This is a genomic window from Micromonospora sp. WMMD987, assembly GCF_029581435.1.
Lineage (GTDB): Bacteria > Actinomycetota > Actinomycetes > Mycobacteriales > Micromonosporaceae > Micromonospora > Micromonospora rifamycinica.
This window is the reverse complement of record NZ_CP120861.1, coordinates 5,772,831-5,794,386: the sequence shown is the minus strand read 5'-3', so window position 1 is coordinate 5,794,386 and position 21,556 is coordinate 5,772,831. Positions and strand designations below refer to the sequence as shown.

Genomic DNA, 21,556 nt, shown 5'->3' with positions numbered 1-21,556 from the left:
GGGGTGCCGGTGCGCCGCCCGCCCGGGCCACCGCCGCGCGGGCCGCGGCCCGGTGGTGGCCCGGCCGGGCCGCACGGCGGCGGGGCCGCCGCGGACGGGTCAGCCGTCGCGCTTGGTGGTCCAGCGGAAGGTCGTCAGGCAGAGGACCAGGCCGATCACGCACCACAGGGCGAGGACCAGGGCGACCCGGCCCAGCTCGAAGGAGCCACCGGGTTCCTGGGCGCCGAAGCTCTCCGGCAGGAACACCGCCCGCAGCCCCTGGCACATCCACTTGAGCGGGAAGAGCGCGGCAACCTGCTGCATCCAGGTGGGCAGGTCGGTGAAGACGAAGAACACCCCGGAGATGAACTGGAGCACCAGGGAGACCGGGGTGACCACGGCGGACCCGCTGCGGGCGGTGCGGGCCAGTGACGAGATGGCGATCCCGCACAGGGTGCAGGCGGTCACCCCCAGCACGGCGACCCAGCCGAAGGTGAACCACTTCCCGGCGGTGGCCGGCAGGTCGAGGTCGAACAGGGCCACGGCGACCGCCAGCAGCAGGGCCGTCTCGGCGATGCCGATGGCCACCACCATGATCACCTTGCCGGCGAACCAGACCCACTTCGGCATCGGGGTGCCCCGGTAGCGCTTGAGCACTCCCCGGTCCCGCTCGATCGGGATCCAGATGCCCAGATTCTGGAAGCTCACCGTCATCAGGCCGGTCGCGATCATGCCGGTGATGAAGTACTGGGTGAACCTCACCCCACCGCCGATCGTCCCGTCGAAGATCGACGCGAAGATCAGGATCATGATGATCGGGAAGCCCATCGTGAAGACGACGGACTCCCGGCTGCGCAGGAACTGGGTGATCTCCAGCCGGCCCTGGCGCAGGGCGAGCGCCCCCGGCCCGATCCGTCGGCTGCCGGTGGCGGCGACCGGGTGCCCCGGCCTCGTGGTGGTCGTCATCAGTGTCCGATCATGCTGAGGTAGACGTCTTCCAGGGTCGGCCGGGTCACCGTCAGGCCCGGCACCTCGCCACCGAAGCGCGCGGCCAGCTCCGCCACCAGCGCCGTCGGCGTCGCGCTCTGCGCCGACTCCGGCGTCCCGTCGGGGGTACGCCAGGAGACCGTCGCCAGGGCGCCCTGCCGGTTGCCGAGCCGGTCGGGTGGGGCCACCTCGATCACCCGCCCGGCGGCGATCACCCCGACCCGGTCGGCGAGTGACTCGGCCTCGTCCAGGTAGTGGGTGGTGAGCACGATGGTGGTGCCGGCGGCGGCGAGGTCCCGGATCAGCTCCCAGAACTCGCGCCGGGCCTCCGGGTCGAAGCCGGTGGTGGGCTCGTCGAGGAAGAGCAGCTCGGGACGGCCGATGATGCCCAGCGCCACGTCGAGCCGGCGCTTCTGCCCGCCGGAGAGGGTGTGGGTGCGGGCGTCGGCCTTGGCCCCCAGCCCGACCCGCTCGACGACCCGGGCCGGGTCGTCGGCGTCCGGGTAGAAGCCGGAGAAGTGCCGGACCACCTCGGCCACGGTCAGCTCGTCGAACTCCCCGGTGCCCTGGAGCACGATGCCGACCCGGGAACGCCAGTCGGCCGTCCGGTGCCGGGCGGTGCCCGGGGAGCGCGCCGGTGCGCCCCGCCGCCGTGGGCCGAGGGCGAGTCCGGGGTCGACGCCGAGCACGCTCACCTCGCCGGCGTCGCGCTGCCGGTAGCCCTCCAGGATCTCCACCGTGGTGGTCTTGCCCGCGCCGTTCGGGCCGAGCAGGGCGAACACCTCGCCCCGGCGGACGTCGAGGTCCACCCCCGCCACCGCGACGTTGCCGCCGTACGCCTTGCGCAGTCCCCGTACGGAGATCGCGAGCTCGTCATCCATGGCGTCCAGTGTGCGACCAGGCCGGCCGGCGCGGCGGCCGGGGGTGCGCCGGTGCCGGCCGGCGCACATCGGGACGCCCCGGTGGTCCCGACGCGCGCCGTGCGCCGGGTCCGGTCACCGCCGTGCGCCGGGTCCGGTCACCGCCGGACGGGCGGTGTTCCGCACCGCCCGTCGTGGCGGGGTGTGACCGGGAGCTGCGGGTCAGCGGCTCTGGTAGGTCATGCAGTCGGCCAGGTCGTTGTCGGGGCCGACGGTGATCGCCGGGGCGCGGCACTCCAGCTCGGCGTTGTGCCGGCAGTCGGCGCGGCTGCACGCGCCGACCTGGGCGATCAGCCGGTCGAGGCCACCGCGTACGGGCAGCTCCACGAAGGTGTGGCAGTGGGCGTGGTCGGTGCTGCCGATGGTGATGGCGAAGGCGTGACAGTCGTTGGTGTGGTTGTAGGCGCAGGACGAGGCCGCGCACTCCTGGACCCGGGGCATTTCCATCGCTGCGGTCATGACAGTCTCCTCTAGATGGATTTGCCCTCAATGGTAGGTATGTGACAGGCGGGCGCGGGGGGTTCCGCCGCTGGTCACCCCGACGTGGTGTCGCCGTGGGGCGAAACGGCGTGGCGTCCGGTCCGAACCCCCTGGCCGGTCTGTTCCGCGCGTCTCCGGTGGGTGGGATGTCCGGATTCTGGCCCGGCGGCCTCACCGCCGGTGTGCCGTCCGGGTGGTCCGGGGTGCCGTGTCCCGTGACCGGCGGCACGCCGATGGCGGAATCCCGGCCGGCCCGCAGTCGTTACACCCTCTGTACGACCGCAGCAGCACCCCGCCCGGCCAGCCCGGACGCGGGCAGCGCCCCGGAATGACCCGGGCCAGCCGGTCGTTACACCTGGCTCCGGCACAGCTGGCAGGACCCGCCGGAGACCCACCGACACCCCCTCACGAGCGCCTCGTCGTGGTGCTTACGCCCCCACCGCCGGCTACCGCCGGTGGCCCGGTCCCCCGACCGGCCGGGTGGCGTCGACCCCCTCGAAGGAGCATCCCCCATGAAGACCACCATGCTGCGTAAGAGTGTTCTCGGTATCGCCGGTCTCGCCGTCGCCGGTGGTCTGGCCGCCGGCCCGCTGAACCACGGCACCGTCGAGTCGACCGCCACCGACCACCCGGTGGCCGTGGTGCAGGCCGACAAGCCGGCCGTGGACACGAGCAAGCTGATCCCGCACGGGGTGCAGGGCGAGCAGTCCCGCATCGACCTCGACGACGAGCAGACCGGCAACGTCAAGGCCATCATCGCCGCCACCAAGAAGGCCGGCATGGACGAACGCGCCGCCGTCGTCTCCCTCGCCACCGCCCTCCAGGAATCCAAGCTGAACAACCTCGGCCACCTCGGCGACCGCAACGACCACGACTCCCAGGGCCTGTTCCAACAGCGCCCCTCCTCCGGCTGGGGCACCGTCGAACAGATCACCGACCCCGAATACGCCACCACCGCGTTCCTCAAGGGCCTCAAGCAGGTCGACGGCTGGCAGGACATGCCCCTGACCAAGGCCGCCCAGACCGTCCAGGTCTCCGCCTACCCCGACCACTACGCCCAGTGGGAACAGCAGGCCGCCGACCTCGTCACCCAGCACTGGAACAGCTGACCCGCACGACAACCGCCGACCCCGCACGACACCGACGGCCGGCACCCCACCCGGGGTGCCGGCCGTCGGTGGCTGCGGGTCAGACCCGGTAGCCGGCGGCGCGGGCCGCCTCGCGTTCCCGGCGGCGACCCCGACGCCGACGCAGGAACCAGACCACGAACGCCGCCATGGCCAGGAGGAACGCCAGCACCAGCACGGGCAGGATGATCGCCACCAGGGACATCAGCACGCTGGTGGCGTCCTCGGCGGTGCTGGCGACCGGTGCGCCGAAGCCCGCCGTGGTCGCGTTGACCACCGGCCGGGCCGCCGCCTTGAACAGGTGCACCCCGAGCGCGATGGCCACCCCGGCGGCCACCGGCAGCCACTGGTGGGAGGTGAAGAAGCCACCCGGGTCGCTCACCGTCACCGTCTCCGAGCCCGACCCGGCACCGAAGGCGAGGCCGCCGGCCGTGGGGCGGACCACCGTCTGCACCACGTCGTTGACATGGTCGACCACGGGCACCTTGTCGGCGACCACCTCGACCGCGAGCAGCGCCGCCAGGATCGCCAGCACCCAGCCGTTGCCCAGCCACTGCCAGCCGCTCGGCAGGTCGATCAGGCTGGTGTAGCGGGCGAGCAGACCCATGGTGAGCAGGGGAACGTAGGCGTTGAGGCCCGCCGAGGCGGCGAGACCGGTACCGGTGAGGACTTCGAGCACCATCTCAGCATCGCACCGGCACGCCAGTGCCGCGCGACGGTGACCGGCCGGTCCTCGGCTACCCTCGTCGGGTGCGTCTGGTGATTGCGAAGTGCTCGGTGGACTATGTCGGACGGCTCTCGGCACACCTGCCGCTGGCCACCCGCCTGCTCATGGTGAAGGCGGACGGGTCGGTGTCGATCCACGCCGACGACCGCGCGTACAAGCCGTTGAACTGGATGAGCCCACCCTGTCGACTGGAGGAGGCCCCCGGCGTGTGGCGGGTGGTCAACAAGGCCGGCGAGGAGCTGCGGATCAACCTCACGGAGATCTTCCAGGACACCTCGTACGAGCTGGGGGTCGACCCGGGGCTGCGCAAGGACGGTGTCGAGGCGCACCTGCAGGAACTGCTGGCCGCCAACCCGGAAACCCTCGGCGAGGGTTTCACCCTGGTCCGGCGGGAGTACATGACCGCGATCGGCCCGGTCGACCTGCTTTGCCGGGACGCCGACTCCGGCGCGGTCGCCGTCGAGGTCAAGCGGCGCGGTGAGATCGACGGGGTGGAGCAGCTCACCCGCTACCTCGAACTGATGAACCGGGATCCGCTGCTCGCCCCGGTGACCGGCGTCTTCGCCGCCCAGGAGATCAAGCCGCAGGCCCGGGTCCTCGCCACCGACCGCGGTATCCGCTGCGTGGTCGTCGACTACGACCGGCTGCGCGGCATCGTCCGCGACGAGCTGACCCTCTTCTGACCGCGACCGACCTGGGTCCTGGTCGGTCTCCCGGCCCGGCCGCTCTCCGGTCCTGGTCGGCTTCCGGCCCGGCGGCCTTCCGGTCCTGGTCGGTCTCCGGCTCGGCGGCCCTGGCCGGTCTCCGGTTCTGTGCGACCGCCGGTCCCCCGGCCGGCCCGACAGCCGGGCGGGCGGGCCGGGGCGTCGCCCGCCGTCCCGGACCGACCCCGGCCGGGTCAGCGTCGGCCGTAGAGCGCCTTGGTGACCTTGACGAGGCGGGCCACGTCGGTCGGGGTCCGCTCGAAGGTCATCGACGGCAGCAGCGAGCGGGCCCGTCGCTTGGTGATCGACTTCGCCCGGCCGAACTCGCGCAACCCGTCCTCGCCGTGGATCCGGCCGAAGCCCGAGTCGCCCACCCCGCCGAACGGCAGCGTGGACATCCCGGCGAAGGTGAGCGCCGAGTTGATCGACGCCATGCCCGAGCGCAGCCGTCGGGCGATCGCCACCGCGTCGCGCCGGCCGAACACCGAACCCCCCAGGCCGTACGGCAGGGCGTTGGCCCGGCGGACGGCCTCGTCGGCGTCGGCGACCCGGCTGATGGTCACGGTCGGCCCGAACGTCTCCTCGCGGACGGCCGAGGCGGACTCGGGGACGTCCACCAGCACCGTCGGGTGCACGTACGGCGGCTGTACGGCGTCGGGGCCGCCCAGCACCGCCCGCCCGCCGGCGGCGATGGCGTCGTCGATGTGCCGGCGGATCACGTCGACCTGGCTCGGCATGGTGATCGGACCGAGGTCGGCCCCGTCCGCGCCGACGGTCAGGCGCTCGGCGCGGGCGACCACCTTGCCGACGAACTCGTCGTAGACCGGTGCCACCGCGTACACGCGTTCAATGCCGATGCAGGTCTGGCCGGCGTTGGTCAGCGCGCCCCAGACGCAGGCGTCGGCGGCGGCGTCCAGGTCGGCGTCGGCGGCCACGATCATCGCGTCCTTGCCGCCGGCCTCCAGCAGCACCGGGGTCAGCGATTCGGCGCAGGCCGCCATCACCGCGCGGGCGGTCGCGGTGGAACCGGTGAACGCGACCTTGTCCACGCCCGAGCGGCACAGTGCCGCGCCGACGTCGCCGAGGCCGTGTACCGCGGTGAACACCGGCTGTTCCGGCACCACCTCGGCGAACGCGTCGACCAGCCACTGGCCCACGACCGGGGTGTACTCGCTGGGCTTGAGGACGACCGCGTTGCCGGCGGCCAGCGCGTACGCGGCGGAGCCGATCGGCGTGAAGACCGGGTAGTTCCACGGGCCGATCACCCCGACCACGCCGTGCGGTTGGTACTCGAGGTGGCCGGAGAACTCGGCGAGGATCACCCGGGACCGGACCCGGCGGGGGCCCAGCACCCGGCGGGCGTTGCGGGCCGCCCAGTCGATGTGCTCGATGGCGGTGAGGACCTCGACGACCCCGTCGCCGACCGGCTTGCCGCCCTCGACGTGGATCAACTCGGCCAGTTCCTCGATCCGCTGGGCGAGCAGGGCACGCCAGCGCAGCAGCCGCGCACGACGACCGTCGAAGCCGAGTCCGGCCCACCACTGCCCGGCCGTCCGGGCGGTGGCGACCGCGGCGGCCACCTGTTCGGCGGTGGCGACCGGCAGGCTGCCGGCTTCGAGGCCGGTGGCGGGACTGGTCGATACCAGTCGACCCTCGGCGATGACCGGGACACCCGGGACCTGCACAGCCGTCATGGCGGAAGTCTAGACCCGGAGGCTACCGGTCGGTAGTTGTGAGCACTCTTCGTCTATGGCGTGTGTGCCGCCTGTTCGGTGGACGACAGGTGTCCGCCAGGGGTCGCGGAGATGACCGGGCGGGTGGTGAGGTGGTCACGCGGAGCTGGCAGGCTGACCGCGGGCGACGCTGGGAGAGCTGACTGTTCATGCAGGATCATCCGGAACTGATGCCGCTGTTGACGGTCACCGGTGGGCCGATGCGGGGGGCGAGCTTCCGCGTCCGGCCCCAACCACAGGTGATCGGCCGGGCTCCGACCGCCGACATCGCGGTCGCCGACGCGCACCTGAGCCGGCGGCACGCCGAGGTGCGGCTGACCGACGACGGGGTGGTCCTGGCCGACCTGACGTCGACCAACGGCACCTGGCTGAACGACCGGCGGATCACCGGACCCGAGCCGCTCACCGACGGCGACGTGATCCGGCTGGGCCGTACCGAGCTGCGCTACTTCGATCCCGGCCTGGCCACCACCGACCCGGTCGGCCTGCGGTTCAGCGGGGGCACCGGGGGGCGTCGGGACCACCGGCCGACGCTGCCGTTGCCGCCGCGCGCCCCCGGCCCGACCGATGCCCTGCCGGCCGCCCCGGTCCGTGGCGGCGTCGAGGCCTGACCGAGAGGTGGCCCCTATACGGCGACCGGGATCCGCCCCGGGGCCGGCTGCCGTCGGGCGGGGTGCGGTCGGGCTGGGTGCCGCGGCGGGCCGGGAGTGCCCGCCCGGCGTCGCGTCGGCGTGCCGTCGCGTGGCAGACTCCGGCGATAACCTTAGCGTTCGTTAACGTCGGCGACGGCGGAGTCAACCAGGGAGGCCGGTCGTGGCGCGCGAGTTCACCAGGGTGGGCGTGGTGGGTCTGGGCACCATGGGTGCCGGCATCGTCGAGGTGTTCGCCCGCAACGGCGTCGACGTCGTCGCGGTGGAGATCTCCGAGGCCGCCCTGGCGCGGGGCCGGGCCACCCTCGCCCGGTCGACCGACCGGGCGGTGGCCAAGGGCAAGCTGGCCGAGGCCGAGCGGGACGCCCTGCACTCCCGGGTCGACTTCCAGGTCGGGCTGGACGCGCTGCACGCGGTGGACCTGGTGGTCGAGGCGGTCCCCGAGCAGCTCGACCTCAAGCGGCGGATCTTCGCCGAGCTGGACCGGGTCTGCCGTCCCGACACCATCCTGGCCACCAACACCTCGTCGTTGAGCGTCACCGACGTCGCGGTCGCCACGGACCGTCCCCGGCAGGTCGTCGGGATGCACTTCTTCAACCCGGCACCGGTGATGAAGCTGGTCGAGGTGGTGCGCACGGTGATCACCGCCGCCGAGGTGGTCGACGACGTCGAGGCGCTGTGCGCCCGGCTCGGCAAGGTCGCCGTCACCATCGGCGACCGGGCCGGCTTCATCGCCAACGCCCTGCTGTTCGGTTACCTCAACCAGGCGGTGAGCCTGTTCGAGACCCGGTACGTCACCCGGGAGGACCTCGACGCGGCGATGCGGCTCGGCTGCCGGTTGCCGATGGGTCCGCTCGCCCTGCTGGACCTGATCGGCCTGGACACCGCGTACGAGATCCTGAACACCATGTACCGGCGCGGCGGGCGGGACCGCCGGCACGCCCCGGCGCCGCTGCTGCGGCAGATGGTCACCGCGGGGCTGCTCGGCCGCAAGTCCGGACGCGGCTTCTACACCTACGACAGGCCGGGCTCGTCGACGGTCGTACCCGACGAGTGGACCCCGGCCGCGACCCCCGCCGGCGCGGACGGCGCGCGGGAGGTCACCCGGGTCGGCATCGTCGGGTCGGGGACGCTGGCGGCCGGCCTCGTCGGGCTCTTCGGCCGGGCCGGCTACCAGGTGGTCTCGGTGCCCGGCGGTGCGGAGGAGCCCGCCGGGACCGGTGCAGGGGAGTCCGCCGGGCTCGGCGGGGCGGTCCGGGACTCGCTCAACGAGGAGGTGCGCCGCGGCGGCCTCGACGGGGTCGACCGGGACGCCGCCCTGGCCCGGATCACCTGGTCGGCGACCCTGGACCAGCTCGCCGACGTCGACCTGGTGGTCGAGGCGGTCACCGGGGGGCCGGGCGTCGAGCAGACACTGTTCACCAGCCTCGACGAGATCTGCAAGCCCGGCGTGCTGCTCGCCACCACCGGCTCGTCGCTGCCGGTGATCGAGGTGGCGATGGCCACCGGACGCCCCGCCGACGTGCTCGGCCTGCACTTCGTCGACCCGGCGGCGGCGGTGCCGCTGGTCGAGGTGGTCCGCACGGTCCGTACCTCGGCGGAGGCCACCGCCACCGCCCGCGCGGTCTGCGCCGCGCTCGGCCGGACCGCGGTGGTCTGCGGTGACCGGGCGGGCCGCGTGGTCGACGCGTTGCTCTTCCCGTACCTCAACGACGCGGTACGGATGTTGGAGGCCGGCTACGCCACCGCCGACGGCATCGACCACGCGATGACGCTGGGCTGCGGCTACCCGGCGGGTCCGTTCGCGCTGCTCGACACGATCGGCCTGGATGTGGCGCTGGCCGCCCAGCGGGCGCTCTACCGGGAGTCGCGGGAGCCGGGCCTCGCCCCCGCGCCGCTGCTGGAGCACCTGGTGACCGCCGGCTACCTGGGCCGGGGGACCGGCCGGGGCTTCCGCGACCACACCCCGCGCTGATCCGGCTCCTGGGGGCGGTGCCGGCCGGCGATCTCACCGAGCCGACGACCTCACCCGGCCGGCGATCTCACCCGGCCGGCGGCCTCACCCGGCCGGCGGCCTCACCCGGCCGGCGGCCTCACCCGGCCGGCGGCCTCACCCGGGCGGCGGCCTCACCCGGGCGGCGGCCGGGAGGTCACCGTAACCTTGGCAAGGTGAGCCCCCGTCGCAACCGTGCCCGCCGCGAGGACCCCGCCCGGCTGGACGCCGACCGTGCCCGGCAGGGCGTGGAATCGGTGCAGCAGTGGCGCGACGGTGAGTGGCAGGTACGCGGGATCAGCGGCGGGGCGTCGGTCAAGACGTACCGCTGCCCCGGTTGCGACCAGGAGATCCGCCCCGGGGTGGCGCACCTGGTGGCCTGGCCGGCCGACGGTGCGGGTGACCTGACCGACCGGCGGCACTGGCACCGTGGCTGCTGGGGGGCCCGGGACCGGCGGGGACCGAACCTGCTGCGCGGCCGGGGCGCTCCCCGTTACGGGTGACCCGGTTTCCGCCCCGGGCGGGCGACCTGGATCACCTCGTTTCCTACCCGGGCGAGCGACCGGCGCGACTTCACGTCAGACTTGGGTGGTGAGCACACCGATCCGCGCGTCGTCGATCCTGCCCGGCCACCGGGAGGACATCGAGCTGCACACCGCCGACGGCCTGCGGCTCGTCGGTGAGCTGTCCCGCCCGGTCGACCGGCCGCCGGTGGGCACCCTGGTCTGCCTGCACCCGTTGCCCACCCACGGCGGGATGATGGACAGCCACATCTTCCGCAAGGCGGCCTGGCGGTTGCCCGCCCTGGCCGACCTGGCGGTGCTCCGGTTCAACACCCGGGGCACCAGCAGCGTCCGGGGCACCAGCGAGGGGGCCTTCGACAACGCGGTGGGTGAGCGCTTCGACGTGGCCGCCGCGATCGAGTACGCCGAGTTCCACGAGCTGCCGAACATCTGGCTGGTCGGCTGGTCGTTCGGCACCGACCTGGCGGTCAGGTACGGCTGTGACCCGGCGGTGACCGGGGCGATCCTGCTCTCGCCGCCCCTGCGTTTCTCGAAGCCGGAGGACCTGGCCGTCTGGGCGGAGTCGGGCCGGCCGCTGGTCGCGCTGGTGCCCGAGTTCGACGACTACCTGCGCCCCGACGAGGCCCGGGAACGTTTCGCGGTGGTGCCGCAGGCCGAGGTGGTCGGCGTGCCGAAGGCCAAGCACCTCTGGGTCGGCGACGCCGAGCGGGTGCTCGACGAGATCGTCCGTCGGGTGAACCCGGCGCTGCCGCTGCCCCTGCCGACCAGCTGGGACGGCCCGGTCGAGACCGGCAACGTCAGCGCGTACGCCGACCGTACGGTGGCCGCCTTCGCCGACACCCCGGTGCCCGGCCCCGCCACCGACTGAGAGAACCCGCCGTGGTCGCGGTGGTCGAGGTCGCCGTCGTCCCGGTGGGGCGTGGTCGTGGTGGGGCGAGGTACCGGTGGGGCGGGTCGCCGTGACCGCGGTGGGGCTCAGCGGCGTTCCTGGCGGGGGAGGACCACCTCGCGCAGGATGAGCTGGAGGGCGGCGACCACCGGGATGGCGATCAGAGCGCCGACCACCCCCATCAGGGCCACCCCCAGTAGCGCGGCGAGCAGCGCGGCCACCTCGTTGACCTGCACCGAGCGCCGCATGATCTTGGGGTAGATGAGGTAGTTCTCCACCTGCTGGTAGAGCACGAAGAAGACCGCGCAGGCGATCCCGACCGGCAGGCCGGTGGCGAACCCGACCAGACTGACGATCACCGCGCCGAGGGTGGCCCCGATCTGCGGGATCAGGTCCGTCACCGCCACCACCACGGCCAGCGCGAACGGGTAGGGCAGCTCGACGACCAGCGCGAACACGAAGGTGGTCGCACCGGCCAGGACCGCGATGCTCAGCGCCCCCACCATGTATGCGCCGACCTTGGTCAGGATCTCGTCGCCGATCAGGCTGACCCGCTGCCGGCGTGACCTCGGCACCAACGCGTACCCGAGGTCGCGTAGCCGGTCGAAGTAGGCCAGGAAGTAGATCGTCAGCACCAGCACGGTGAGCACCCGGAAGATGGTGCCGAAGATGATCTGGGCGCCGCCGAGGACCCCGCCGAGCGCCCGGCCGACGGTGTCCGCGTTCGCCAGCTCCTGCACCCGCTGCATCACGTCGTACCGCACCACGAGGTCGTTGACGGTGCGGTTGCGGCGCAGCTCCTCGACGTAGCTGGGCAACTGGTCGATGAACTGCCCGGTCTGCGTCAACACCGGCGGCACCAGCGCCACCAACCCGGCGACGATCAGCAGGATCAGGGTCAGCACCACCACCGTCACGGCCAGGCCGTGCGGCAGCCCCCAGCGCCGCAACCGGACCACGGCCGGGTTGAGCCCCACCGCCAGGAAGAGCGCGATCACCACCAGGACCAGAATCCCACCGGCGTTACGGATCCCCAGGAACACGGTGTACGCCAGCAGCACGCCGAGCGCGCCGGTGAAGCCGACCAGGAAGCTGCTGCGGCGCAACGGTCGACCGGGCCGTCCGAACCGCCCCGAGCCGGTGGCGGTCGGCTCAGCGGACCGGTGGTCCTCCCGCTCGCCGCTCACCGCCACGTCGCCCGGACGGGCCTGCGCGGTGCCGGTGACGCCACCCTCCGGCCCGGTCGGGGTGCCGTCGTCTGCCCCGGCGTCACCCGGTCCGGTCGGGGTGCCGCTCGTCGATTCCGTCACGGTGCCCCCCTGCCCGGTCGGGGTGTGGCCCGCCTGCCCGGTCGGGGTATCGCCCGCCGCCCCGGGGCGGGGTGCCGGTAGGCCCCGGAGGGCGCTGTCCCGGGTCACGTCGTCGCGCGCCGGGTCGTGCTGTGCCACCGAGCCTCCCTGCCGTACCCGGACCGCTGCCGGCGGTCCGGTCCCCCTCCGGTGCCGCGCACCGGTGCGTCCCGCCCGGTCCACGCCGCCGGACACCTACCGTACGAGCCTCTACCCGCAGGGTAGTGGCCGGCCGCCGATGCCGGCCAGCCGGCCGTCGGGGCCTGCGGCCCGCCGGTCCGGGTCACTCCGACTCGACGGTCACCGTGTTCGGTGCGGCGCTGCGTTCGTCGGTGGTCGGCTTGGTGGGCCGCTTGCCGTTCTCGCCGGTGCTGGTGATCTTCGTCGGGGTGGCCTCCCGGCCTGCGGTACCCGGCACCGCGGCGACGGTCGGCTCGCCGTCCACTCCGGCGCTGGCCGTCCCTCCGTCCACCGTGGTCACCGGCTCCGCCTTCGGTTTCCTGCCGTTGCCGCGGGAACCCGTCCCGGGACGGCCGCCGTCGGGCGACGGTACCGCCGCGTCGAGGGCCGCCGGTGCCGCGGCGCGCACCCGGAGTTCGGTGACCTCCCGCTGGAGCTCGTCGTGCTCCTGCCGCGCCTGCCAGGTCTCCTGCCGCAGGTCGGCCAGCTGTTGCTGGGCCTGGGCGATCTCCAGCATCACCCGGGCGAGCTGCTGACGACCCGCCGCCGCCTCCTGCTGGGTGGCGGCGAGGTGCTGCTGGGTGGTGGCCAGGTGCTGCTGGGTGGTGGCCGCGTACTCGTCGAACTGCCGACGCGAGGCGGCGACGTGCTCGTCGGCCTGGCGACGCTTGTCCGCGGTCTCCCGCTCGGCCCGGTCGCGCAGTTCGGTGGTCTCCTGCTCGGCCTGCCGGCGCAGCTCGGTGGTCTCCTGCTCGGCCTGCCGGCGCAGCTCGGTGGTCTCCTGCTCGGCCTGCCGGCGCAGCGTCGCCGCGTCCGCCTCGGCGGCGCCACGGATCTCCGCTGCACCCTGCTCGATCTCGTCGCGCCGGGCGGTCCACTCCCGTTCCAGCTCCGCCTGCCGGGCCTGGTGCTGCTGCTCCAACTCGTCGTGCCGGGCCTGATGCTTGCGGTCCAGCCCGTCGCGGTGCTTGGCGAACTCCTGCTCGGCGGCGGCGCGGCGCTGGGCCAGCTCCCGGTCGGCGGCCTCCCGCCGACCGTTGACCTCCTGCTCCACCCCCGCACGCCAGGCACCCAGCTCCTGCTGTGTCTGGGCGCGGGACTGCCGGACGTACTCCTCGGTCTCGGTGTGCATCCGTTGTACGTACGCCTCGGCCTCGGCCCGGCTGCGCTGGGCCGCCTCGGTCGCCTCGGTGACCAGCCGGTGCGCCTCCTGGCGGGCCTGGTTCCGGGTCGCCTTCGCCGCCCCCGCGGCGTCGTCGGTGACCTGCTTCGCCTCCTGCTGCGCCCTGGCGTGGGTGACCCGGCTGGTCTCGGTGGCCGTCTCGATGAGCCGCCTGGCCTCCTGCTGCGCCTTGGTGTGCACCTCCTTGGCGGCGTCCCGCAGGTCGGTGGCCTCCTTCTGGGCCTTGGCCAGCGCCGCCTTGGCCATCTCGCGGAGCTTGGTGGCCTCCTGCTGGGCCCGGCTGTGGATCTCCCGGGCGGTGTCGCGGAGCTGGGTGGCCTCCTGCTTGGCCTTGTCCAGGGCCTCCCGGGCGGTGCTGCGTAGCTGGTTCGACTCCTCCTCGGCGGCGGCGCGCAGCCGGTTCGACTCCTCCTCGGCGGTGGCGCGCAGCAGGGTCGACTCGTCCTTGGCGGTGGCGCGCAGCCGGGCCGCCTCCGCCTTGGCCGTACGGACGGCGGCGTCCGCCTCGGCCTTGCGGGCCGTGGTGTGCCGCTCCTCCTCGGCCCGCCGGGCGGCGAGCGCGATCTCGAAGTCCTTGAGTGCCCGGGCGGCCTGCTCGCGGGCCTCGGCGATGATGTGCTCGGCGGCGGCCCGGCGGGCCTCGATCTCCTCGTTGGCGGCGGCCAGAATGGCGTCCGCCTGCTCCTCGGCGAGGGCGAGGATCTGCTCGACCCGGGGGCCGAGATGCTTGAAGGAGGCCCGGTCCACCACGCCGACCTGCTTGCGCACCTGGGCGAGATCCCGCTGGAGGTGCTCGACCTGGCCGGCCAGCTTGTGGATCTGCGTGTACGCCTGTTCCCGCTCACCCGTCAGGGTGGTGATCTCGTGCTCCGCACGAGCGACGTACCGGTCGACCTGTCGTTTGTCGTATCCCCGCAGGGCGGACTCGAAGCTGGGCTCCGTCGTCACATCCCCGCCGAGAGCGAACAGTTCCTCGCCGTGCGACATGCCCCCATCCTCACACGCATCCGGCCCTCCTGGGGCGATACGGACGCCGCTGTGGGGAGCTGTTTCACTGTGGTCGCGCGACAGGGTGTCACAGCACGAGAACGGGCGCGGCGCGGGGGTCCACCGGTCTTCCGGTGGGCTCCCGCGCCGCGACTCATGCCCCGTCGATGCAGTCGGTCAGCTGGCGGTCTCCGCGGTGGCCCGCGCCTCGGTGTCGGCCTTGGCCGGCTCCGGCTTGGCCGGCGCGGCGGCCGGCTGCTGGGCCGGCACGCCCGGCACGATCCCGGCCAGGCCGGAGAGCATCTGACCGAGCTGGGAGGTGACCGCGTCCTTCTGGCGGGTGAGGTCCTCCACCTCGCGGCGGGCCGCCTGGGTGGTCAGGTCCGCCTCGGTACGCGCCTCGGTGAGCAGCCGCTTCGCCTCGGCCTTGGCCTCGTTGAGGGTCTTCTCGGACAGCGCCTTGGCCTTGTCGACGGTCTCGTTGGCGGTGCGCTCGGACTCGATCCGACGGGCCTCGGCGCGCTGCTCGATCTCCTTGGCGCGCTCCTGGGCGGCCCGGGCCCGCTGCTCGGCCTCGCCGACCAGCTTCTGGGTCTGCGCCACCTGGGCGGCGTGCCGCTCCGACTCCTCGCGCTCGGCCTTCTCCCGGCGCTCGGCGAGCTGGAGCTCCAGGGCCTGGAGGTCCTTGTCCCGCTTGTCGCGGGCGTCGGTCAGCAGCTTGGTAGCCTCGGCGCGCTTCTCCTCGGCCTCCCGGGCCGCCTTGGCCCGCTGCTGGGTGATCTCCCGCTCGGCGGTGGCACGCAGCGTGGCGACCTCACGCTCGACGGTCGACTTCAGCTCGGCCACCTCGTGCGCGGTGACCGTACGCAGCTGCTTGGTCTCCCGGTCGGCGTCGGCGCGCAGCGTGTCCGCCTCCCGGCGGGCCTGCACCCGGGCCTCGGCGGCCTCCCGCTCGGCGGCGGTACGGACGGTGCCGGCCTCCCGCTCGGCGGTCGCCTTCATCGCGGCGGCCTCCGCGCGGGCCTTGTCGGTGATCTCCCGCGCCTCCAGCCGGGCGGCGGAGAGGATCCCCTCCGACTCGCGCTTGGCCTCGTTGCGGTGGTCGTTGGCCTGCTCCTCGGCCAGCCGGAGGATCTGCTCGACCCGGGTGCCGAGACCGGAGAGGGTCGGCCGGCTGTTCTCCTCGAGCTGCTTGTTGGTGTCGGTGAGCTTCTGCTCGAGCGCGGCCTGCCGCTGCTCGGCCTGGCGGAGCCGACGCTGGGCGTCGTTCATCCGCTGCTCGGCCTCGGCGCGGGCCTGCTCCGACTGGGTCAGCGCGGCTGTCATCCGGCCGAGGAAGTCGTCGACCTGGTGGGTGTTGTATCCGCGCAGGCCGACCGTGAAGTCCGGCTGCGAGTTCGCGTTATCGAAGAACGCGAGAGGGGAGGACTGCTGCTGGGGCATTGGGACATACTCGCAGACCCCCCGGGGTCGTTCGCAAGAGCGGTGCCGAGCTTTCGTGTCCTCTTTACAGGGTCTGCCGGATCGTCCCGCCGGTGCGTCCCGCGGCGCGATCTTGCCAGGTCCGGGCGGTACCCCGACTCCCCGGGACGACGAAAGAATGCACCACCTCGGCTGCTTTCCCACCACCTCCGCCGAACCGCACTCCCACCGATCCCCCACCACTCCGCCGGTCGGTCAGCCCCCCGATCGCACCCGTGCCTCCTACCACTCGCGCCTCTTTCCGCCTCCCGGCGGATCAACCCGGCCGGTCACGAGGTTGGCGTCGGTCCGAACGTGAAACCTGACGCCAGCCTCGTGATCGACGTCGACGGGCAGTGGGGGCGGGGAGGATGGGTCAGTGGGGGGTGGGGGCGGGTTCCACGAGTTCGATGAGGACGCCGCCGGCGGCCTTGGGGTGGACGAAGTTGACCCGGGAGTTGGCGGTGCCGCGCTTCGGGGTGTCGTAGAGGAGCCGGACACCGCGCTCGCGCAGCGTCGCGCAGGCGGCGTCGATGTCGGCCACCGTGTAGGCGAGCTGTTGCAGGCCGGGGCCGTTGCGGTTGAGGAACTTGGCGATGGTCGACTCCGGCGTCAGCGGGGCGAGCAGCTGCACGCAGCCCCCCTCGGCGGTCGGGCCGACCGCCATCATCGCCTCGCGGACGCCCTGCTCGGTGTTGGTCTCCTCGTGGATGCAGCGCATCCCGAAGGTGCGCTGGTAGAAGTCGATCGCGGCGTCCAGGTCGGGGACCGCCACGCCGACGTGGTCGATACGGCGCAGCCCGATGTCTGTGACGCAGTCGGCAGCGGGCTCGACGGGGGAGTTCTCAGCCATGAGGTTAGTCTGGCCGAACAGCCGTTAAGGCGTACAGTTCGGTACCCCCTCGGAGGCAGGCAGTGGCATCGGTGATCGTCAGCGGCGCGCGGACCCCGATGGGCCGGCTGCTGGGCAACCTCAAGGATCTCCCCGCGACGAAGCTCGGCGGGATCGCGATCAAGGCGGCCCTGGAGCGCGCCGGGGTCGCCCCCGACCAGGTGCAGTACGTGATCATGGGGCAGGTGCTCCAGGCGGGCACCGGGCAGATCCCGGCCCGCCAGGCGGCCGTCGAGGCCGGCGTCCCGATGTCGGTGCCCGCGCTGACCATCAACAAGGTGTGCCTCTCCGGCCTGGACGCGATCGCCCTGGCCGACCAGCTCATCCGGGCCGGCGAGTTCGACATCGTGGTGGCCGGTGGCATGGAGTCGATGACCAACGCCCCGCACCTGCTGCTCGGCCAGCGCACCGGTTACAAGTACGGCGACGTCACGATCAAGGACCACATGGCCCACGACGGGCTCAGCGACGCCTGGGACTGCTGCTCGATGGGGGAGTCCACCGAGCGCCTCGGCGCGCGGCACGGCATCACCCGGACGGAACAGGACGAGTTCGCGGCGGCCAGCCACCAGCGGGCCGCGGCCGCCCAGAAGAACGGGCACTTCGCCGACGAGATCACCCCGGTGGTCATCCCGCAGCGCAAGGGCGAGCCGCTGGTGATCACCGAGGACGAGGGCATCCGGCCGGAAACCACCGTCGAGTCGCTGGCCAAGCTGCGTCCGGCGTTCGCCAAGGACGGCACGATCACCGCCGGCTCCTCGTCGCCGATCTCGGACGGCGCGGCGGCCGTCGTGGTGATGAGCAAGGCCAAGGCGAACGAGTTGGGGCTGACCTGGCTGGCCGAGGTCGGCGCGCACGGCAACGTGGCCGGCCCCGACAACTCCCTGCACTTGCAGCCGTCGAACGCCATCCAGCACGCCCTGAAGAAGGGTGGCCTGAGCATCGAGGATCTCGACCTCATCGAGATCAACGAGGCGTTCGCCCAGGTCGGCATCCAGTCCGCACGGGACCTCGGGATCAGCACCGACAAGATCAACGTCAACGGCGGGGCCATCGCGCTCGGTCACCCCATCGGCATGTCCGGCGCCCGGCTGGTGCTCACCCTCGCGCTGGAACTCCAGCGGCGCGGCGGCGGCACCGGCGCGGCGGCGCTCTGCGGTGGCGGCGGCCAGGGCGACGCGCTGATCATCCACGTGCCGGCCGACGCCCGGAGCTGACCGGCCGTCGAGCCTGGCAGTGAGGGTTGGCGAGCACCGCAGTCGTGAGTGAAGGTGGCCCAGTGAGTGTCGAGAACGCCCCCACCGTGGCCGCCGTCGGGGTACGCCGCAGTCGGGACGTACCGATGCTGGTGCGGCGGGCACGCGAGGGTGACCCCCGGGCGGTGGCCCGGCTGATCACCCTGGTCGAGTCCGGGGACGCGGTGTTGCCGCAGGTGGCGGCGGCGCTCGCGCCGTACGCCGGGCAGGCCCAGGTGGTCGGGTTGACCGGCTCCCCGGGGGTCGGCAAGTCGACCACCACCAACGAGCTGGTCCGGGCGCTGCGGGCGACCGGGCGTCGGGTCGGGGTGCTGGCCATCGACCCGTCCAGCCCGTTCACCGGCGGGGCGATCCTCGGCGACCGGGTACGGATGCAGGACCACGCCACCGACCCGGGCGTCTACATCCGGTCGATGTCCAGCCGGGGCCACCTGGGTGGGCTGTCGGCGGCCACCCCGCAGGCGGTCCGGGTGCTGGAGGGCGCCGGCTGTGACGTGGTGCTGGTGGAGACCGTCGGGGTCGGCCAGGCCGAGGTGGAGGTGGCCTCGCTCGCCGACACCACGCTGGTGCTGCTCGCCCCGGGCATGGGTGACGCGATCCAGGCGGTCAAGGCCGGCATCCTGGAGATCGCCGACGTCTTCGTGGTCAACAAGGCCGACCGGGACGGCGCGGACAACACCGTCCGCGACATCCAGGGCATGATCGCGCTGGGCGAGCGCGGGCCGGGGCAGTGGCGGCCGCAGGTGGTCCGGTCGGTCGCCGCGCGCGGCGAGGGGATCGACGACATCGCCGCCGCGATCGACAAGCACCGGGGCTGGCTGGAACAGCACGACGAGCTGCGCCGCCGCCGCGAGAAGCGGGCCGCCGCCGAGATCGAGGCGATCGCGCTCGGCACCCTGCGCGCCCGCATCGGTTCCCTGCGCGACGGTACGCAGCTGAGCACGCTCGCCACGAAGGTCGCCGAGGGCACCCTCGACCCGTACGCGGCGGCGGACGAGTTGCTCGCCCAGATCAGCTCCTGACCCACCGCCCCCTGCCCATCCTCGCTCCCACCCCGCCCCCACCGCGGCGATCATGGAGTTGTGGTGCCAGAAGAAAGCCGCGAAAGCAGGCATCCGCGGCACCATAACTCCATGATCGTCGGCTGGGGTGGTGGCTTGTAGGGTTCGGGGGTCATTGGGTGCGGGTGGGGGAGGGGCAGGGGTGTCGATGGATCACGAGGCGACGCAGGAGTTGTCGGTGACGGCGGACGCGGTGGCGGGCGGGACCACGCAGGTCTCCGACGAGGTGGTGGAGAAGATCGCGGTGGCCGCCGCGAAGTCCGTCCCCGGGGTGGCCGAGCTGGGTGGTGACGTGGCCCGGTTCTTCAACGCCGTGCTCGACAGGGTTGGGTTGGACCGGGTGGGCGACGCCCGGCGGGGCTGCTCGGCGCATGTCACCAACGGCGCGGTCGTGGTCAACCTGGTCCTGGTGATCTCTGCAGGCCACCCGGTACCCCAGGTCACCGACGCGGTCCGGGCTGCCGTCACGGCAGCCGTCGAGTCGTACGGCCTCCGCGCCGACGAGATCAACATCCGGGTCGACGACGTAGCCTTGAGCGATTCAGGAGCATCCGTCGCCTGAGTGGCCGGGTGTGCAACGGCGAAGCCCCCTGTCTCCGCGAGGGAGGCCAGGGGGCTGCGTTGGTCCGGTCAGCTTGGTTGCAACTCGCGGATGTGCTGCTGGCTCGGCGCGAACCGTGGCCACTCCGCCGTGTTGCAGCCAGCCGCATGCAGGGCGGTGCGCAGGTCCATCATGAAGCCGGCACCAGCGATGTTGAAGTCGGCCGCCTCCACCGTCGTCTCGAACTCGGCGTACCGCTCGGTCAGTCTGGCGGCGAGGTCGACGTCCGCACGTCCGATGGCACCCAGTTGATCCATCACCTCGTCCAGGAACGCCTCGAACTGCTCGTCGGTGCCCTCCGGGTCGGAGAAGAAGGTCATCTCGGCAGCGAGACGAATCTCGATCTTCATTTGTCCTCCCAACAAGTCACTCGATGGAGCTGTGCCCGCATGTTCCGCAGGTAGTTTGGGTCAGATGGCGTCGTCGACATGGTCTTCATGCACTTGCACGGATTCGGGCACTTCAGCTTGAAGTGCTTGTTTCCCCCACCTGCGACGGTCCAACCGGCCCGCTCTGCCTCCTTCAGTAGATCCTCGTATGCACCGCCCTTAGCGTGACGTGGTCGTGTCACTGGGTAAACGCCTTCTCTGCTGCAATGGTGGCACGGGCGCTACGCCAGGGGAACCGCCATCCGGCTATGTCACGCTGAGTGGTGAAGCCTTCCTGGGCAGGGGTCTGGCCAGGCACTCTCTGTGTGCGGGCGATGGCATGCATAGATCAGCCTCCCTGAAGTCTGGCGAAGTTGGTCGGACATGGGCCTGCCCCAGGGCAGCCCGGCCGAGTGATGCCGGCGAGGTAGCAACCGCCGAACCCGGCAAGAGAGGCCATTATTCAGACACCAGGGTCGCAGTCGCAATATTCTTCCCTGTCGGGTAGCTGTCGCTCAGCCGGCCCGATGTCGGTCGACGGCCTACCGGCCGACGAGATCAACATGGCCGATGTGGTGCTGAAATTGGTTCAGGTGCATTAGCCGGCTGGGTGGTCTGAACGGGAAGCCCAGATGGTGGCCCTGTCGCAGTCCCCTGGATGGATTCCCTGTCTACGCGAACCGGTAAGCTCTTTCCTTCGGCGAGGGGCGACGGAGGCGGCGTGGGCGACCGGGTGATTGACAACCCCATCATCAACTCGCCCTACGAGGCACCCAGCCGATACTTCGATTTTGACCGGGACGGCATCACCGATCGGGTGCTCGATGGTCGCCGTCCGTCCAGCTTCTTCATTCCGGTGCCCCGGCCACGCAAGCGCGGCGGCCAGATGGAGCTGACCGTCTTCACCCAGGACGACATCACCCAGAACCGGCAGGTGAACGAGGTAGGACTTCGCGACGGTTGCCGAGCAGCGTCAGGTCGGCCGGCTGCCGATCCTCATGGTCCGGATGAACGCGGACCTCGCCATGGGCGACACGCTGCTCAAGAAGACCGGCACGGCCAACCTCTTTACGGTGTTCGGTGAGCCGGACATCGCCATCGACTCGACCCGGGACGGGCTGGTGGTCGACATCCGGGGAGTGGACGTCTACAACCCCACCACCGGCGAGCTACGCGGCGACGGCGACACCGACGACATCGCCATGTGGATGCGCGACACCGCCTATGACGAGGAAGAGTTCTTCGTCCGGCACATCTACTTCGCCGGCAGCGAGGGCAAGCCGGATGCCCTTGATCCCTACACTCGACTGCGCAAGGCGCTCCGGAACGACATCGACGAGTCGGCGTGGGCGTCGCTCTACTCCACCCGCTCCCGCCCCTTCCCGCGCCCCGACTCCGGCAAGATCGCGGTAAAGGTCATCAACCACTACGGCGACGAGGTACTCAAGGTCTACGACGTCTGACGGATCAGGATGGTCGCCGCAGCAGCGGCCACCCTCTCGGTC

Annotated in this window: 21 protein-coding genes; 11 read left to right on the top strand and 10 right to left on the bottom strand. The window is 72.3% G+C overall.

Going from position 1 to position 21,556, the window contains the following annotated elements:
* Positions 1-99: 99 nt before the first annotated feature.
* The 3 genes from O7612_RS24485 to O7612_RS24475 all read right to left on the bottom strand — a co-directional run bounded on the left by O7612_RS24485 (position 100) and on the right by O7612_RS24475 (position 2,345).
* Entirely contained in the window at positions 100-945 is an 846-nt protein-coding gene (locus tag O7612_RS24485; protein ID WP_282267676.1) for an ABC transporter permease, read from the bottom strand.
* On the bottom strand, positions 945-1,847 hold the full coding sequence (locus tag O7612_RS24480; protein ID WP_282267674.1) for an ABC transporter ATP-binding protein: 903 nt from the start codon (positions 1,845-1,847) through the stop codon (positions 945-947). Before O7612_RS24480 ends, O7612_RS24485 begins: the two co-directional genes overlap by 1 nt.
* A 201-nt stretch (positions 1,848-2,048) precedes the next feature.
* Complete coding sequence (locus O7612_RS24475) at positions 2,049-2,345, bottom strand: DUF1540 domain-containing protein (protein ID WP_067312880.1); 297 nt, start codon at positions 2,343-2,345, stop codon at positions 2,049-2,051.
* 533 nt (positions 2,346-2,878) lie between these two features.
* On the opposite strand from O7612_RS24475, the gene O7612_RS24470 reads away from it, so the two are divergent.
* A complete protein-coding gene (locus tag O7612_RS24470) occupies positions 2,879-3,475 on the top strand; it encodes a hypothetical protein (protein WP_282267669.1) in 597 nt (198 codons plus the stop codon).
* A 79-nt stretch (positions 3,476-3,554) separates the two neighbouring features.
* On the opposite strand, the gene O7612_RS24465 is transcribed toward O7612_RS24470, so the two are convergent.
* A complete protein-coding gene (locus tag O7612_RS24465) occupies positions 3,555-4,172 on the bottom strand; it encodes a DUF4126 domain-containing protein (protein WP_282274037.1) in 618 nt (205 codons plus the stop codon).
* Positions 4,173-4,243: 71 nt separating this feature from the next.
* Here O7612_RS24465 and nucS point away from each other — a divergent pair, with 71 nt between their 5' ends.
* The gene (nucS, locus tag O7612_RS24460) at positions 4,244-4,903 is read left to right on the top strand and encodes an endonuclease NucS (protein WP_282267667.1); all 660 of its coding nucleotides are present in this window, start codon (positions 4,244-4,246) and stop codon (positions 4,901-4,903) included.
* A gap of 215 nt (positions 4,904-5,118) precedes the next feature.
* Here nucS and O7612_RS24455 read toward each other — a convergent pair whose 3' ends face one another.
* Entirely contained in the window at positions 5,119-6,618 is a 1,500-nt protein-coding gene (locus tag O7612_RS24455) for an aldehyde dehydrogenase family protein (protein WP_282267665.1), read from the bottom strand.
* Positions 6,619-6,806: 188 nt separating this feature from the next.
* On the opposite strand from O7612_RS24455, the gene O7612_RS24450 reads away from it, so the two are divergent.
* From O7612_RS24450 to O7612_RS24435, 4 genes are all read left to right on the top strand, one after another.
* Positions 6,807-7,268 (top strand): FHA domain-containing protein, encoded by a 462-nt coding sequence (locus tag O7612_RS24450; RefSeq protein WP_282267663.1) that lies wholly within the window; start codon positions 6,807-6,809, stop codon positions 7,266-7,268.
* 202 nt (positions 7,269-7,470) lie between these two features.
* Positions 7,471-9,282 (top strand): 3-hydroxybutyryl-CoA dehydrogenase, encoded by a 1,812-nt coding sequence (locus O7612_RS24445; RefSeq protein WP_282267662.1) that lies wholly within the window; start codon positions 7,471-7,473, stop codon positions 9,280-9,282.
* Positions 9,283-9,476: 194 nt separating this feature from the next.
* Positions 9,477-9,803, top strand: a complete 327-nt coding sequence (locus O7612_RS24440; protein WP_282267660.1) for a hypothetical protein — start codon at positions 9,477-9,479, stop codon at positions 9,801-9,803.
* Between the two features lie 88 nt (positions 9,804-9,891).
* Positions 9,892-10,692 carry an alpha/beta hydrolase gene (locus tag O7612_RS24435; RefSeq protein WP_282267657.1) on the top strand — a complete coding sequence of 267 codons (801 nt, stop codon included), beginning with the start codon at positions 9,892-9,894 and terminating at the stop codon, positions 10,690-10,692.
* Positions 10,693-10,799: 107 nt separating this feature from the next.
* On the opposite strand, the gene O7612_RS24430 is transcribed toward O7612_RS24435, so the two are convergent.
* From O7612_RS24430 to mce, 4 genes are all read right to left on the bottom strand, one after another.
* Positions 10,800-11,906: an AI-2E family transporter gene (locus O7612_RS24430; protein ID WP_282274036.1), complete on the bottom strand. Its 1,107-nt coding sequence runs from the start codon at positions 11,904-11,906 to the stop codon at positions 10,800-10,802.
* Between the two features lie 439 nt (positions 11,907-12,345).
* On the bottom strand, positions 12,346-14,412 hold the full coding sequence (locus tag O7612_RS24425; protein WP_282267654.1) for a hypothetical protein: 2,067 nt from the start codon (positions 14,410-14,412) through the stop codon (positions 12,346-12,348).
* A 177-nt stretch (positions 14,413-14,589) separates the two neighbouring features.
* Complete coding sequence (locus tag O7612_RS24420; protein WP_282267652.1) at positions 14,590-15,855, bottom strand: DivIVA domain-containing protein; 1,266 nt, start codon at positions 15,853-15,855, stop codon at positions 14,590-14,592.
* A 394-nt stretch (positions 15,856-16,249) separates the two neighbouring features.
* A complete protein-coding gene (mce, locus tag O7612_RS24415) occupies positions 16,250-16,726 on the bottom strand; it encodes a methylmalonyl-CoA epimerase (protein ID WP_282267650.1) in 477 nt (158 codons plus the stop codon).
* A gap of 62 nt (positions 16,727-16,788) precedes the next feature.
* Between mce and O7612_RS24410 the strand changes: the two genes are divergently transcribed.
* From O7612_RS24410 to O7612_RS24400, 3 genes are all read left to right on the top strand, one after another.
* Entirely contained in the window at positions 16,789-17,982 is a 1,194-nt protein-coding gene (locus O7612_RS24410; protein WP_282267648.1) for an acetyl-CoA C-acetyltransferase, read from the top strand.
* 125 nt (positions 17,983-18,107) lie between these two features.
* Entirely contained in the window at positions 18,108-19,043 is a 936-nt protein-coding gene (gene meaB, locus O7612_RS24405; RefSeq protein WP_282274035.1) for a methylmalonyl Co-A mutase-associated GTPase MeaB, read from the top strand.
* Between the two features lie 187 nt (positions 19,044-19,230).
* Positions 19,231-19,644 (top strand): Asp23/Gls24 family envelope stress response protein, encoded by a 414-nt coding sequence (locus tag O7612_RS24400; protein ID WP_067314064.1) that lies wholly within the window; start codon positions 19,231-19,233, stop codon positions 19,642-19,644.
* 68 nt (positions 19,645-19,712) lie between these two features.
* Here the strand turns inward: O7612_RS24400 and O7612_RS24395 are convergent, their stop codons facing one another.
* Positions 19,713-20,033 (bottom strand): hypothetical protein, encoded by a 321-nt coding sequence (locus tag O7612_RS24395; protein ID WP_067314045.1) that lies wholly within the window; start codon positions 20,031-20,033, stop codon positions 19,713-19,715.
* A gap of 739 nt (positions 20,034-20,772) precedes the next feature.
* Between O7612_RS24395 and O7612_RS24390 the strand changes: the two genes are divergently transcribed.
* Both O7612_RS24390 and O7612_RS24385 read left to right on the top strand, forming a co-directional pair.
* Positions 20,773-21,135 carry a hypothetical protein gene (locus tag O7612_RS24390; RefSeq protein ID WP_157746991.1) on the top strand — a complete coding sequence of 121 codons (363 nt, stop codon included), beginning with the start codon at positions 20,773-20,775 and terminating at the stop codon, positions 21,133-21,135.
* Positions 21,059-21,514, top strand: coding sequence for a hypothetical protein (locus tag O7612_RS24385; protein WP_282267642.1), 456 nt, complete (start codon positions 21,059-21,061; stop codon positions 21,512-21,514). Before O7612_RS24390 ends, O7612_RS24385 begins: the two co-directional genes overlap by 77 nt.
* The last annotated feature ends 42 nt before the right edge of the window (positions 21,515-21,556 follow it).